Raw genomic sequence first — 14,928 nt, 5'->3', positions numbered from 1 at the left:
CTGGTCTGGCTGAACGACGACTGAGAGACAATTGCATGAAACAGTGGTTTAAAAGTGGCTCACCGTGGATCTGGCTGAACGCCGGTGCCGTGTCCCTGTGTATGATCATGGTGGTTGGCCTGATTGGTCTGATCGCCATCCGGGGCTTTGGACACTTCTGGCCGGCGGATGTTGCGCAAATCACCATGGTCGGCGCCGATGGCCAGCGACGGGAATTGATTGGTGAGCTGGTTCGCAGTCAGACCGTTCCCGCCGCAGTTGCCAGAGACTCTGGTGAAGTGGTACCGGAATCGGAAGAGCTGGTTGTTCGTCACCTTATCAAGGTGGGTAATCGTGACCAGACCGGCCAGGATTTCGTCTGGCATCTCGACCTGTACATGGAACCCTGGCAGTACCCGGACAATATATTTGTAGTCGAACGTCGCGAATGGGGTAATTTTTACGGGACACCTGTTGCCCTGCTGCAGGATGGTAATGTTGTCAGCACGCCATCAGATGATGCATTCTGGTCATCACTGCAGGCAGCCATTGATCGCAGTCTGCAGATCTATGATCGAATCCATGAGCTGGAACGTGGAGAGATCGGTCGCATCAATACTGCGCTGGAGCGGCTTCGCCTGGATGAGCGGACGCTTGAACTGAATCCGCTCTCGCCAGAAATGGAAGCTCTGGAGCGCGCGCGAATCGCCACCGGTCGTTCCCAGCTGGAAGCCGAATATGCATTGCTGCGTCAGGAACTGGACGCGCTTTACGACTCTACCGAGCGTGACACACTGCGCATGCAGACCAGTCAGGGCAATGAGGTCAATATTTCTTTTGCTCACATCATGCGTGTGACTGCACCCAACACCATGTCGGTGTTCCAGAAGTCAGTGCAGTATGTTGAACGCCTGTGGGAGTTCATGACCGACGAGCCGCGTGAAGCCAACACTGAAGGGGGTATATTCCCTGCCATCTTTGGCACCGTCACCATGGTCATGGTGATGTCTATCATCGTGACACCGTTTGGCATTCTGGCAGCGATTTATCTGCGCGAATACGCCAAGCAGGGCACCATGACGCGCATCATCCGTATCTCTGTGTATAACCTCGCCGGTGTGCCGTCCATTGTTTATGGCGTATTCGGTCTGGGCTTTTTTGTCTACTTTCTGGGCGGCAACATTGACCAGTTGTTCTACGAGGCATCATTGCCCGCACCAACCTTTGGCACACCAGGCCTGTTCTGGGCATCGCTGACGCTGGCGCTGCTGACCCTGCCCATCGTGATAGTATCCACTGAAGAAGGGTTGTCGCGTATTCCGAGCACCATTCGCCAGGGTAGCCTTGCACTGGGTGCGACCAAGTCAGAGACGCTCTGGAAGGTGATCGTGCCATTGGCCACGCCTGCGATGATGACTGGTCTGATTCTGGCAATCGCACGTGCTGCGGGTGAAGTGGCACCTTTGATGCTGGTAGGCGTGGTCAAACTGGCACCGACACTGCCGATTGATGGCACGTTCCCGTTCATTCACCTGGAACGTAAGATCATGCACCTGGGTTTCCATATTTATGATGTGGGTTTCCAGAGCCCCAACGTAGAAGCTGCCAGACCACTGGTTTATGCCACTGCGTTGATACTGGTAATGTTGATTGTGATTCTGAACCTCACTGCGATCAGTATCCGCAACCATCTGCGTGAGCGTTACCGCAGTGCTGGTGACTAAGCAGTCCTATGCGTAGCAATGTAAACCACGGCCAACCCGATTCAAAGATGACAGGATCTACAAACATGACAGCAGAAAACCCAGGCACCGCCGATAGCAGCATTAATCGTACGGAACGGCCAACTGTGTCTGCAGCATCCGCGCGTTCAGTGACCGAGCGCGAATCCTATGCGATCGAGGAGGAAACGCCGAAGATCACAGTCGACAACCTCAATCTTTATTACGGCAATGACCAGGCGCTGCACAATATCAATCTGACCATTCCGGAAAAGCGGGTAACCGCTTTTATCGGGCCCTCAGGCTGCGGTAAATCGACGCTGTTGCGCTGTTTCAACCGTATGAACGATCTCGTTGATATCTGCCGTATCGAAGGCGAGATTCGCATGGACGACAAGAATATCTACGACCGCGATGTGGATGTGGCCGATCTGCGCCGCAGCGTCGGTATGGTGTTCCAGAAGCCGAACCCATTCCCGAAATCAATCTATGAGAATGTTGCCTACGGCCTGAGACTGCAGGGTGTGAAGTCACGCCGTGTGCTGGACGAAGTTGTCGAGAAGTCCCTGCGTGCGGCAGCACTCTGGGATGAGGTCAAGGACCGTCTGCAGGATAACGCATTCGGCATGTCAGGTGGTCAGCAACAGCGTCTGGTTATTGCCCGTGCAATTGCCATCGAGCCGGAAGTCATTCTGCTGGACGAACCGGCATCGGCACTGGACCCGATCTCAACGCTGAAGATCGAAGAGCTGATCAACGAGCTGAAGCACCAGTACACCATCATCATTGTTACCCACAACATGCAACAGGCGGCACGTGTCTCTGATTACACTGCGTTTATGTATATGGGTAAGCTGATTGAGTTTGGTGATACGGATACGCTGTTTACGAACCCCAGTAAGAAGCAGACTGAGGACTACATCACCGGTCGCTACGGCTAACCGAAGCGTTCAATGCGTCTGGCACCGGAATCGGGTTCAACGCTTCCGGCACCGGAACTAAGGGGGCAGTCCTCCTCAGGTTTTCGTCGCTCCTTGCCCCCTTATCCCCGGCGCCTCGATTAGACCGTGTTGCCACTTCCGGCACATCGATTAGGCCGTATAGCCGCTTCCGGCGCCGGGTTCTGGTTCAGTGCGTCTAGGGTTGACGCTGGCACAAGGGGAGGGAGGTGGGTATCAGAATTGAGCCCAATCAGGTCGCGTTTATACTTTTGCCTGTCGCCCGATCAGCGGGAGGACTGTCTGAGTCCCGAGCACGCGTAGCGTGCGAGGTCGAGTTCCGCCCCGCCGGGCGACAGGTGAAAGTATGCGATCCGGGCGAGATCTGATACCCACTTCCCGGACCGTCCTGGTAAGAATGTAATCCTGATGCCGGAAGCGACAAGCAGCCAGCGTGTATTCTGCGATTCAAGGGAGTGGGTTACTGACCCATCACGGCGCGGCGGGTGCGGGTTGAGCTGAGGGTGCTGTCAACGACATTGATGTTGTCCTGCACACGCGCTCGCGATTCGCTGAACTCCTCACCGGTTTCAACGGGCTCGGTCGGCAGTGGTATTGCGAACAGCAGGGCGGCGGGGTGTTGTTCGGCGCTGGCGAAATCGTAGTTCGGATCTTCATCACCGCAGTCGATCAGTTCGCTGAAGCGCTGCCGTGTATCGCAGTCGATGTTGTTGTTATGTCGAATGGCTTCGCTGCGCTGCACTGCGCGGCGAATGTCCGGCATGGTGGGTGCCAGCAGTCTGGGTGCATCTGAGGGCTCGGGCTCGCTGATGCTTGGTACGGATTCGACAACTTCAATCGTTGCTGGTGGTTCCGCAGCTGGAGCTAGTGGTGTTGGCTCTGATGCAATTTGTTCTGTCGGCTGCTCCACTGGGGCAGCTTCGGCAGGCGCCGGGATGGTCGCTTGAGGCTCGACCGCTGCCTGTTGTTCAGGCCCAGGCGCGGGTGCTACAAGCGTGATCTGAATGCGGTTGAAAGATTCGGTCTCTGGAATCGATGATGGGTTCAGGCCGAAGCGCAATGACAGACCTATAAGTGTTGCGTGCAGACAGACACTGATCAGTAGCAATCCCAGAAAGCGACGGTCTCTGACGACTGATAATCTGTCGTTGCGCTCATCAAAATCCCAATCCTGATCGCCACTCGACCCGATGTCGGGGAGCTGCAGCGTGGGGAGTTGGCGATCATCCATAAAACTGGCCGAATGCGGGGAAACAGCTGAGTTTGACCTGCCTTTCGAGTTTCAGTTCCCGATGCAGGCTACTACTGTTGGCCTGCCCATCGCAACAGAGCGTCCCCGAGTTCCTGGCCAGTGCCCCGGTCGGCGCCCGGGTGATTTACCAGTGCTGCGACCACATAACGTTTACCCGACGCGCCCAGCACGTAGCCGGTGACTCCGGCGACGCCGTTAAGTGAACCTGTCTTCACGTGAATTCTTCCGGTGGCAGACTCATCGGACAGTCTGTCCCGCATGGTGCCGTCCAGGCCGGCCAATGGGAGCGAGGCGATGAACTCAGGCATGATGGGCTGCTGCCATGCATGCAGCATCAGGTCAGCCAGCAGCCTGGCCGACAGTCTCGTGTCGCGCGAGAGACCGGAACCGTTCGCAATGCTCAGTGTGCTGCGGTCGATTTGCAGCTTATCCAGGTAGTCGTTAATGGCAGCGATGCCTTTGTCGACTGTGCCAGGCGGAGCGCTGTGATGAAGCCCCAATGTCAGCAGTAGTTGCCGGGTCATCATGTTATTACTGTACTTGTTGATGGATGTGACGATATCCCCAAGTGGTGGTGACTGCCAGACCACCAAGGGCTCTGCCGCAGGTGGTGATTCGGTCGATGGCAGTTCCGACAGTCGATAATTGCCGGCCAATGTGCCGCCCAGCTCGGCCCAGAGCTGCCTAAACAGTTCGTAGGTATACGTGGGCGCATCCATCACCGCGCGTGTCATCGCATATTCATCGCATCGCGACGGAAACGAGCCACTGAATATCACCGTCTGGTTACTGCGATCCTCACTGAAACTGATGCCGCGTTGAAACCCGGTACAGGCACCCGCCTGCAAACGCAGGCGATTGTCGATGTTCAGTCCGGGAAGGGGTGGGTCGGCCTCGACACGCACGTCCCGGCCGTTGGCAGCCGGATAAAAATAAAAAGTCACGGCCTGGAAGTTGGTGATGGCGGCATGTGGGAGCACGTTATAGGCGCGATTGGATTGTGCATCCAGGCTCTCTTCCTGTGATACCGAAGGATCATAAAGTGAGGCATCGATCAGCAGGTCACCGGAGATGTGTTGAACGCCGCGACGTTGCAGTGTCTTCAGCATGCTGCGGAAGTGCTCTTCAACCAGGAAGGGATCGCCACCGCCACGCAGCAGCAGGTCGCCATTAAGCGTGCCGTCAGATATGGCACCCAGCGCGTAGAGTTCAGTGCGCCAGGTGTAAGTGGGTCCCAGTATGTCCAGTGCCGCCAGCGTTGTCAGTGTCTTGATGGTTGATGCCGGATTCAGCGGCAGCTCTGCATTGACAGACAATAGCGGCGTGTCGCTGCCGATTTCCTGGACCAGTAGTGCATAGGCATCGCTGGGGAACTGGTGACCATCAACGACGACGCGCACCGGGCCAGGCAGTTCGGTTGGCTGCGCGTGCGATGTAAAGGTAAGTATGGTCAGCAGGCTCAGTAGCGACAGCTTTGCTGTGGCATGTTTTATAGAGCTAATCATTGGGCAAAGTTTCATATCAAAAAATGGTCGCCGTCCAGGAATAGAAGCTCGTCTGTCCGGACAGTGTATGCTGAAAATCGCGTGAGCTCCAACGGTGGCGCAGGGGCGGTACTGCCCAGCTGCGCCAATGACTCAGTCAATGCGATTAAAGCGGCATTTCCGCCAGGTAGCGGCCGGTATGCGATCGCTTGCTGCGAGCCACTTTCTCAGGTCTGCCCTGCGCTACCACCTTGCCGCCTTTGTCGCCGCCTTCCGGTCCCATGTCAATGACCCAGTCGGCCTCGGCAATCATGTCCAGGTTGTGCTCGATGACAATTACCGAATTGCCTGCGTCAACCAGGCGGTGCAGCACGCGCAATAGCTTTTCGACATCGGCCATGTGCAGGCCGACGGTCGGTTCGTCCAGCACATAGAGCTTGTGCGGCGGCTTGCTGCCGCGCAGACTCAGGTGTGGTTTGGCCTTGGCCAGCTCGGCGACCAGTTTGATGCGCTGGGCCTCTCCGCCGCTGAGTGTCGGACTCTGTTGGCCCAGGGTCAGATAGCCCACGCCAACATCCTGTAGCAGCTTCAGAGGGTGATGCACGGACGGTACTGACTCAAAAAAGTCGACGGCCTCGTCAACATTCATGGCCAGTACTTCGCCGATATGTTTGCCCTTGTATTGCACCGACAGTGTTTCATCATTGAATCGCCAGCCACCGCAGGCTTCGCAGTCCACGCGCACATCAGGCAGGAAATTCATCTCGATTTTCTGCATGCCATTGCCGCTGCAGGTCTCGCAGCGCCCGCCGGAAACGTTGAATGAAAAACGGCCTGGCAGGTAGCCGCGCAGTCTGGCATCGACAGTGTCAGCGAACAGTTTGCGGATTGTGTCCCAGATGCCGATATAACTTGCAGGGCAGGAGCGCGGTGTCTTGCCAATCGGCGTCTGATCCACCTGCAGCACGCTGTTGATACCCTGCCAGCCGTCAATGGATTCGCAGCCCTGCCAGCTGCTCTTGCGTTTACTGCCTTTGGCCTTGCCACGTTTATTGTTGGCGATTACCGGATCACGCAGGTTGTCATACAGAACACCACGAATCAGTGTGCTCTTGCCACCACCACTGACGCCACTGACCACCACCAGTTGTCGCAGTGGGATATCGATGTCGACATTCCGCAGGTTGTTCTGACTGGCGCCGCGTATCTGTAGTGTTTCTTTTTCCTGCTGCTGACGCAGCGTGTTATCGCGCAGATCAGGCAAAGGGTGGCGCATGGGATTAGCCAGAAACTGCCCGGTCAGCGACTTTTTATTCTTCTTGAGCTGATCGAGCGTGCCGGTTGCCACAATCTCACCGCCATTGACACCAGCGCCCGGGCCGACATCGATCAGGTGGTCCGCTTCGGCCATGGTGGCATCATCGTGCTCAACAACAATTACGGTATTGCCGTGTTGCTGCAGTTCGCGCAGCGTCGCGATCAGCAGGGCATTGTCGCGGGCATGCAGACCGATAGTGGGTTCATCCAGAATGTAACAGACGCCCTGCAGGTTGGAGCCCAGCTGTGAGGCCAGCCGGATTCGCTGTGCCTCGCCACCACTGAGCGTGGGCGCGGCACGATCAAGGCTTAAATACCCCAGTCCGACTTTCTGCAGAAAGTGCAATCGACCATTGAGCTCGGGCAGTATGTCACGGGCGATGGCCAGCTGCTTGGTATCCAGTTTGATTTTGAAAATGTGGGTGGCAGCCGCATCGACGGACAGCCGTGTCAGTTCAGCAATACTCTGGTTCTGGAATCGTACCGCCAGCGCAGTCGGGTTCAGACGGCTGCCGTTACAGCTGCGGCAGACTTTGGCGGGTTGCGCATTGTCGTCTTTGTCCAGGAAGTTTTCTTCTTCACCAGTCAGCTCTTCATTAAAATCGGCCAGTTGTTCGCCGGTGCCAAAGCAGGATGTGCACCAGCCATGCCGGGAATTAAACGAGAACAGTCGGGGATCCAGGTCATCAAAGCTGCTGCCACAGCCAGGGCAGGCGCGTCGCGTCGAAAACAGGGCATCGGCTTTGACTTTCTTGCGACGCTTTCCGGTCGTCACTTCGGTGACGCTCAACAGACCATTGCCAACGGCCAGCGCTTCACCGATCAGGCGGTTTAATTCGGCTTCGTTTTTCTTGTCGACAGCGCAGTCGCCTATCACGACTTCGATGTCGTGTTCCTTGTAGCGATCCAGGACGGGCCAGTCGTTACTGGGCAGTATCTTGCCGTCGGCGCGCAGATGGGTGTAACCCTTGTTGGCGGCCCAGGCAGCCAGTTCCTTGTATAAACCCTTTCGCCCGACCACAACCGGGGCCAGCAGGGTGACCTGACGCCCCTGCCATTCGGACTGAAGTCGTGACAGAATCATGTCCTGACTCTGAGGTTCTATGGGTACATCACAATCCGGGCAGTATTGTGTGCCCAGCTTGACAAACACCAGGCGCAGGAAGTGATAAATCTCGGTCAGTGTGGCGACAGTACTCTTGCGACCGCCACGGCTGGTGCGTTGTTCAATGGCAACAGTAGGCGGGATGCCATGGATGGCATCCACATCAGGTTTACTTGCTGGCTGTACAAACTGCCTGGCGTAGGCATTCAGAGATTCCAGATATCGGCGCTGGCCTTCAGCAAATACAAGATCAAACGCCAGTGTGCTCTTGCCACTACCGCTGACGCCGGTGATGACCGTGAATTGATTCCATGGCAGGCTGACGTCAATATTCTTCAGGTTGTGTTCGCGGGCATGGTGAATCTGGATCGACTGTACTGGCTTGGTGCGTTTACTGGTGCTTGATGTGCCCGATAGTGTTTTTAAGGCAGTGCCTCGCTTTTTGCCGCTACCCTGATTGCGTTTTAACTCGGCTTCGTAGTCTCTCAGCGCATGAGCTGTATGGCCTTTGCCGCTGGCTATGAACTGTTTCGGTGTGTCCGCAGCAATCAGCTGCCCACCCTCAGCGCCACCTTCCGGGCCAATCTCTATCAGCCAGTCTGCTGCACGGATTACGTCCAGATTGTGCTCAATGATCAGCAGTGAATGGCCTGCGTCCAGCAGTTTGCGAAACGCTTTCAGCAACACATGGATATCGTGGAAATGCAGCCCGGTGGTGGGTTCGTCAAACAGGAACAGAATGCCTTTTTCTGATGTCTTGTTTCCAGAGGGTTTCTTGCCGGCAATCGTTTTGCTCGCAGGCTTTTTGTTACTAAGCTTTTTGTGACTAACTTGGGCCAGATGTCCGGCCAGTTTCAGGCGCTGTGATTCACCACCACTGAGCGTTGGTACCGCCTGGCCCAGTTGCAGGTAGTGCAGTCCGACATCAAGTAGTGGCTGCAGGCAGTTCTGCACCTCGGCATCACCGTCAAAAAACGCCAGTGCTTCTTCAACTGTCAATTCCAGCACATCGGCAATGGACAGGGCACGGCGACTGTCATGCGGGTCCAGCAGTGTCACCTCGAGAATTTCCCGGCGATAGCGTTTGCCATTACATTCGCTGCAGCGCAGGTAGACATCGCTGAGGAACTGCATCTCCACATGTTCAAAACCATTGCCAGCGCAGACCGGACAGCGACCATTGCCTGAGTTAAAACTGAAAATGCCGGGTTTGTATCCGCGCTCGCGTGCCAGAGGCTGATCAACAAAACGTTTGCGAATAACGTCAAACGCACCGACATACGTGGCCGGGATTGAACGTGTGGTTTTACCCAGCGGGCTTTGATCGACAAACACAATGTTACTGATGTGTTCATAACCGCTCAGACTGTCGTGCACACCCGGTGCTTCGGTGGCAATACCAAATTCACGACAAAGACCGCGGTACAGAATGTCGCGCATCAGGGTCGATTTGCCAGAGCCGCTGACACCGGTCAGGCAGACCAGGCCATGCAGGGGAATGTCAACATCAACGTCCTTGAGATTGTTCTCACGTGCGCCGCGAATACAGATTAGAGGAAGTGTTGAACCTTGTTGCCCAGAGCTGACGCGTTTTTTAAAATCGTACACTGCAGCAGGCTCAGCAACCGCGTCGAGGGGCTCATCAGCTGCTTCGGCCACCAGCAACTCGCTGCGCAGGTACTTTGCTGTCAGTGAATCTTTGTGTTTGAGCAACTGTGCCGGTGTACCCATAAACCGTACTTCACCGCCACGCTTGCCCGGGCCGGGTCCGATGTCGATGATCAGGTCGGCGGCCAGCATGACCTGTGGGTCGTGTTCAACAACGATCAGGGAGTTGCCGGCGTCACGCAGGCGATGCAGTATCCCGACCATGCGCTGCATGTCGCGAGTGTGCAGCCCGATGCTGGGTTCATCCAGCACAAACAGTGTATTGACCAGCGATGTGCCCAGCGCCGTTGTCAGGTTGATACGTTGTACCTCGCCGCCACTGAGTGTGCGTGATTGACGATCAAGCGTCAGGTATCCCAGTCCAACATCGAGTAAATATCCCAGGCGAGACCGGATCTCTCCGATCAACAGTTCGGTGGCCGCATCCAGCTTGCCTGGCAGTCGCAGTTTCTCGAAAAAGTCAGCACAGTCCTGTAATGGGAACTGCATAAGCTCATTGATGGTGTAGCTATTGTCAGGAATCCCGGTTTCTCCGGCCGCCTGCGGCTGCTGATGCAGGCGCCACCACAATGACTCAGGTTTCAGACGCGCGCCGTGGCAGGCATGGCACTCGGTATAGGCACGGTAACGTGACAGAAGCACGCGCACGTGCATCTTGTAGGCACGGCTTTCCAGCCAGGCAAAAAAGCGCCGAACGCCGTACCAGACATCTTTTGCCCAGTCTCCTTCGCCTTCCAGTACCCAATTCCGGTCGGCAGCAGTCATCTCCCGCCAGGGGGTATCCAGCGGAATGCCGCGCTTGCGGGCGAGTTTCTCCAGGTCAAACTGACATTCCAGAAAGCTCTTGCTCTGCCAGATTTTGATGGCGCCTTCACGCAGCGTTTTGTTGTGATCGGGGATGACCAGGTCAAAATCCACGTCAATGATGCGACCAAATCCGCGGCAGGTCTCACAGGCACCTATTGGTGAGTTGAACGAGAATGCACCGGCGCCTGCATCGTTGAACTCGCGTTCGCAGTCCGGGCAGTGCAGGTGGCTGGAGAACGCTTTGATCTGTTGCTCAGGCTGATCGGGTTCGGCGTAAACCAGCACATGCCCGCTGCCATGATGCAATGCTGTTTCTACCGCTTCGGCCAGGCGAGCCAGATTGTCACTACGCAGCCGCAGACGATCCTGCACTACATGTACCTGATTCTCGTGACTGGCCTGAATGCGGGTGTAACCCTGCTGGTTCAGCCACTGGCGCACTTCCTGTTCACTGAAATTATGGGGCACCGATGCTGGGAAGCAGACATGCAGCCTGGTCTCGGCGGGCAGGCTGGCCTGCAGTTCGGCAACTATGCTTTGTGTAGAGTCTCGTTTGACCTCGCGCCCGCAACCTGGGCAGTGCAAATGTGACAGCCGTGCAAACACCAGCTTAAGATAATCGTTCAGCTCGGTCATCGTGCCGACAGTAGAGCGTGAGGTGCGCACCGGATTGGTCTGATCGATGGCAATGGCAGGTGGAATGCCTTCTATGCTGTCGACAGCCGGTTTGTCCATGCGATCCAGAAACTGCCGCGCATAGGCAGAAAAAGTCTCCACATAGCGGCGCTGGCCTTCGGCGTAGATAGTATCGAAAGCCAGTGTGGACTTACCCGAACCGCTGACGCCAGTGATCACAATCAGTTTGTTGACCGGCAGCTCCAGGCTTAAGTTCTTCAGGTTATTCTGGCGGGCACCGCGCAGGACAATCGAATCAATCACCGGTGATTTGTGTCTGGCGGACTTGGAGTCAGTTTTGGGCATGGAAATCGGGTCTGGATTAAGTGAGAAACTGTGAATTTATACAGTATTGCTGCGATTGTGTCCATCCAGCGTTTTCAGGCTAAATATGACGACCGCGTTTAGGTCACTATGCCCTCGGACAAGTGCCCGGTTCAAGGTAGAATCACATGATGAGCAAAACAATTCTTTCAAACGGGCGCGCCCTGATACTGTTGTTGCCCCTGTTTTTAATAAAGTCGCTGCCGGTGCAGGCGGCACTTCCGGAACGAATCCTGACGGACAAAGGCGCCGTGACAGGTATGGCGTTGCCGACCCAGGATGGTACCGGTGTCCACGAAGATGTCATGAGCTATCGTGGTATTCCCTATGCGGCACCACCTGTCGGCGAGCTGCGTTGGCGTCCTCCGCAAGCTGCGGCCGCCTGGCAGGGCGATCGCGATGCGACCACTTTCAGTGCGATGTGTGCACAGAATTTTCCCTCTGGTCGTGGCAATGACAGGATTCAGGAGTCCGGCATGAGTGAGGACTGCCTGTACCTGAATGTCACCTCGGCAGCGCAGTCGCCGGAGGCCCGTCAGCCGGTGCTGGTGTGGTTTCATGGGGGCAGTCTGACCTCGGGCTGGGGGAACTCCCATGCGCCCAACAGCTCACCTTTGCCTCGCAAGGGCGTCGTGGTGGTGTCCGTCAACCATCGCCTGGGGCCGCTGGGCTACTTCTCACACCCGGCATTATCAGCGGAATCGCCACTGGGTGTGTCTGGTAACTACGGCAGTCTGGATACCATAGCGGCGTTGCAATGGGTGCAAAACAATATTTCCGCCTTTGGTGGCGATCCTGATCGGGTCACCATTGCCGGCGTATCGGGCGGCGGTGAAAAGGTCCTGTTCCTGATGGCCTCTCCATTGGCAGAAGGCCTGTTCCATCGTGCGCTGGTCATGAGTGGTGGCATAGCCAATGTGCCGCTTGAACGAACCGAGCAGGCCGGGGTGGATCTGCTCAGCAGGATTGGCATTGACAGCAGCGAGCAGACCCTCGAGCGCATGCGGGCAACAAGCTGGCAGGACCTGGTCACCACCGCAGCCAGCCGCGAAGGGCGATACCGCTCGGTGTTTACATTGGACAACTGGTCACTCCAGGGACTTGCTGCGCAACATGATGTGCCAATCATTCTGGGGCTGATGGGCAGCGAAAAAGAACCTGATACCTCGCCTCCGTATATTGCCAGAGCCCTGACCCCAGCCGTTGAGCCGCTAAGCGATGTCTATGCCTATGTTTTTACCCATCTGCCTTATGGCTGGGGCAGCAACGGCGGCCTGGCGTATCATGGCGGTGATGTCAGCTACCTGTTTGGAGTTCTGGAAAACATAGCGGGCCACTACGGCAACCTGTTTCGTCCCGGTCCGCGTCAGGATATACCTGCCGATCCTGGACTGGACTATCGCGACGACTGGGTGTCCGACGCCTTTATGTCAATACTGGTAAAGTTTGCTGAAACCGGCGATCCCAATCTGGATGAAGCGGCTTTCGAGCGACTCGGCAGATCCTGGCGCTGGCCGCGCCTGGATAACAATGATCAGTATCTCGATATTGGCATCAAACCCATCGTCAAAACCGGCTGGGTGAGGGCGGGGAGTAATCAGCGTCGTCCCCGCTACGAAGAATGATCAACGTTGAAAACAGTGTTATAAGTCCATGATACCGCCGCGCGTCGATGCCAAACGGGGAGAGAATTTTGAAGAAGTTGAGTAAAGATCTGTTGACGGGCCTGTCGCTGTTGCTGCCCATTGTGCTGTCGATACAATTATTGATCTGGGTGTTAACAACGGTTGAAGAATGGCTGAAGCAGGTCTGGGATCTGGTGCTGCCGGCCGAGTGGTATATTCCGGGCCTGGCGATTGTGAGCTTTCTGGCGCTGGCTGTGGTCACTGGCATCAGTTTCCGTGTGCGCATCATCAAACCACTCTGGCTATGGGGACATCGACTGATCGATCGCATTCCCGTTCTTAATTACCTCTATAACACCATCAAGGATTTCTTTGACCTGATTGGCGGGCAGAATTTCAGTGACCAGAAAGTCGTCTGGGTAAGAATGCCCGATACGCCTTACAAATTATTGGGGGTCGTGACAAAGCAGGGTGACGACGAACGCTCGCGCCTGGGGCAGATGATCAGCGATCAGGAAATTGCCGTGTATCTGCCGATGAGTTACCAGGTCGGTGGCTATATGGTGGTATTGCCCAGAGACTGTGTCGAACCCGCCGATATAGACGCGGGTGATGCGCTGCGTCTGATCATGAGCGCGGGACTGGGTCAGAAAAAATCGAAAAACTGACAGCCGTTAAGCGCCATGACACCTGATATAAAATACCTCGCTAAAAATCAGATTTGCCCCTGCGACAGCGGTAAACGTTACTCTGTCTGCTGCGGCAGCCTGCATGCTGGCAAAGAATTTGCGCGCACTGCAAAACAGTTGATGCGCTCGCGCTACAGCGCCTTTGCGATTGGCGGACTGGGAGACTATCTGCTGCAGACCTGGCACGTGGATACCCGCCCAGCTGTCAGCGCCGAACAACTGGGCGCAAAGGACACAGACTGGATCAGACTGGAGATACTGGACGCAAATCAGTCAGGCGACTCTGCCATGGTCGAGTTCAAAGCGCACTGGCGCGACGAAACCGGGCAGGTTCAGATTCACCACGAGCGCTCGCGCTTCCTGCGCATCAAGGGCCGCTGGTTCTACCTGGATACTGAGGGCTGACTACAGCCCCCGTTGCCATTCTTCACGCAAGGGTATTTGCCCTGGCTGATGAATAGCAGTGCGCACAATTCGCAGCAAGCTGTCCTTGTCCTTGCCCAGTACACCTTTCAGAACAAGATAGTTCGACGCATGATCGCTGCGGAAGATGGTGCTGTTAAGTTCCAGGTGTTCCAGAAAGACTTCCATTTCGCGAAACAGTTCCAGCTTGCCCAGCTTGCGCCAGCGATCACCAAAGTGTTTTGTAAAGCGCTGTGTGCCATTGGGCAGTTCCACCACCAGCGTTGAGAGATAATCAGGCTGGGCGGCGTTCATCAGTCGGGCGCTGTTGATAGCGTGGCGCTCACTCAGTTCAGGGCCACCCAGGCCGTTGAGTACCATGACCGAGCTCTTGATGTCAGCCGCTTTCATCTTCTGCAGGGCGTCCAGTGAGCTGTCAAAAGTTTCGCCTTTCTCTATCAGTTGCAGCAATTCGTCGTCGCCGGTCTCGCAGCCCACGTAAAGCAGACTAAGGCCTTTTGCGCGCAGCTCTCGCAGATCATCCACCGTCTTGTTGCGCAGATTGCGCGGCAGGCAGTAAGCACTGATTCTTGGTTTGTGTGGCAACCATCGATTGAGCATGTCCAGTATTTCGTTCAGGCGGCGCATTGACAGCGTCATTGCGTCACCATCAGCCAGAAAGACCCGGTAGACAGGCAGGCCGCGCTCAACGATGTCACGCACCTGTGACTCAAGGGCCTCGATTGATTGGGGCTGAAAGCGTTTCTGCGGGGCAGTATACATGTCGCAGAAAGTGCATTTATTCCAGGAGCAGCCGTTGGTCACCTGCAGGATCAGGGACTTCCATTCACTGGGTGGGCGAAAAACCGGTTCGATATAGGACATTGGATACATGGGGCGGGATTATAGCAGAGGCGGCAT

The 14,928-nt window shown here is 56.0% G+C and carries 9 protein-coding genes; 5 read left to right on the top strand and 4 right to left on the bottom strand.

Annotated features, from left to right (window positions below):
* Positions 1–35 precede the first annotated feature (35 nt).
* Together pstA and pstB are read left to right on the top strand one after the other, a co-directional pair.
* On the top strand, positions 36–1,703 hold the full coding sequence (gene pstA / locus LVD14_RS13380) for a phosphate ABC transporter permease PstA (protein WP_237134557.1): 1,668 nt from the start codon (positions 36–38) through the stop codon (positions 1,701–1,703).
* Between the two features lie 65 nt (positions 1,704–1,768).
* Positions 1,769–2,641 carry a phosphate ABC transporter ATP-binding protein PstB gene (gene pstB / locus LVD14_RS13375; protein WP_237134556.1) on the top strand — a complete coding sequence of 291 codons (873 nt, stop codon included), beginning with the start codon at positions 1,769–1,771 and terminating at the stop codon, positions 2,639–2,641.
* 478 nt (positions 2,642–3,119) lie between these two features.
* Here the strand turns inward: pstB and LVD14_RS13370 are convergent, their stop codons facing one another.
* The 3 genes from LVD14_RS13370 to uvrA all read right to left on the bottom strand — a co-directional run bounded on the left by LVD14_RS13370 (position 3,120) and on the right by uvrA (position 11,273).
* Entirely contained in the window at positions 3,120–3,890 is a 771-nt protein-coding gene (locus tag LVD14_RS13370; RefSeq protein WP_237134555.1) for a hypothetical protein, read from the bottom strand.
* Positions 3,891–3,961: 71 nt separating this feature from the next.
* Positions 3,962–5,416 carry a D-alanyl-D-alanine carboxypeptidase/D-alanyl-D-alanine-endopeptidase gene (gene dacB / locus LVD14_RS13365; protein WP_237134554.1) on the bottom strand — a complete coding sequence of 485 codons (1,455 nt, stop codon included), beginning with the start codon at positions 5,414–5,416 and terminating at the stop codon, positions 3,962–3,964.
* 145 nt (positions 5,417–5,561) lie between these two features.
* Complete coding sequence (gene uvrA / locus LVD14_RS13360) at positions 5,562–11,273, bottom strand: excinuclease ABC subunit UvrA (protein WP_237134553.1); 5,712 nt, start codon at positions 11,271–11,273, stop codon at positions 5,562–5,564.
* 146 nt (positions 11,274–11,419) lie between these two features.
* Here uvrA and LVD14_RS13355 point away from each other — a divergent pair, with 146 nt between their 5' ends.
* From LVD14_RS13355 to LVD14_RS13345, 3 genes are all read left to right on the top strand, one after another.
* Positions 11,420–12,916: a carboxylesterase/lipase family protein gene (locus LVD14_RS13355; RefSeq protein WP_237134552.1), complete on the top strand. Its 1,497-nt coding sequence runs from the start codon at positions 11,420–11,422 to the stop codon at positions 12,914–12,916.
* A gap of 68 nt (positions 12,917–12,984) precedes the next feature.
* Positions 12,985–13,584: a DUF502 domain-containing protein gene (locus tag LVD14_RS13350; protein ID WP_237134551.1), complete on the top strand. Its 600-nt coding sequence runs from the start codon at positions 12,985–12,987 to the stop codon at positions 13,582–13,584.
* 15 nt (positions 13,585–13,599) lie between these two features.
* Positions 13,600–14,010 carry a YchJ family protein gene (locus LVD14_RS13345; RefSeq protein WP_237134550.1) on the top strand — a complete coding sequence of 137 codons (411 nt, stop codon included), beginning with the start codon at positions 13,600–13,602 and terminating at the stop codon, positions 14,008–14,010.
* On the opposite strand, the gene LVD14_RS13340 is transcribed toward LVD14_RS13345, so the two are convergent.
* A complete protein-coding gene (locus tag LVD14_RS13340) occupies positions 14,011–14,901 on the bottom strand; it encodes a radical SAM protein (protein ID WP_237134549.1) in 891 nt (296 codons plus the stop codon). It lies immediately after the preceding gene.
* Positions 14,902–14,928 lie beyond the last annotated feature (27 nt).

It is taken from the genome of Pseudohongiella sp. O18, assembly GCF_021729085.1.
In the GTDB taxonomy this organism is placed as follows: domain Bacteria; phylum Pseudomonadota; class Gammaproteobacteria; order Pseudomonadales; family Pseudohongiellaceae; genus Pseudohongiella.
The sequence above is the reverse complement of the archived record's forward strand: the minus strand, read 5'-3'. Positions and strand labels throughout refer to the sequence as shown.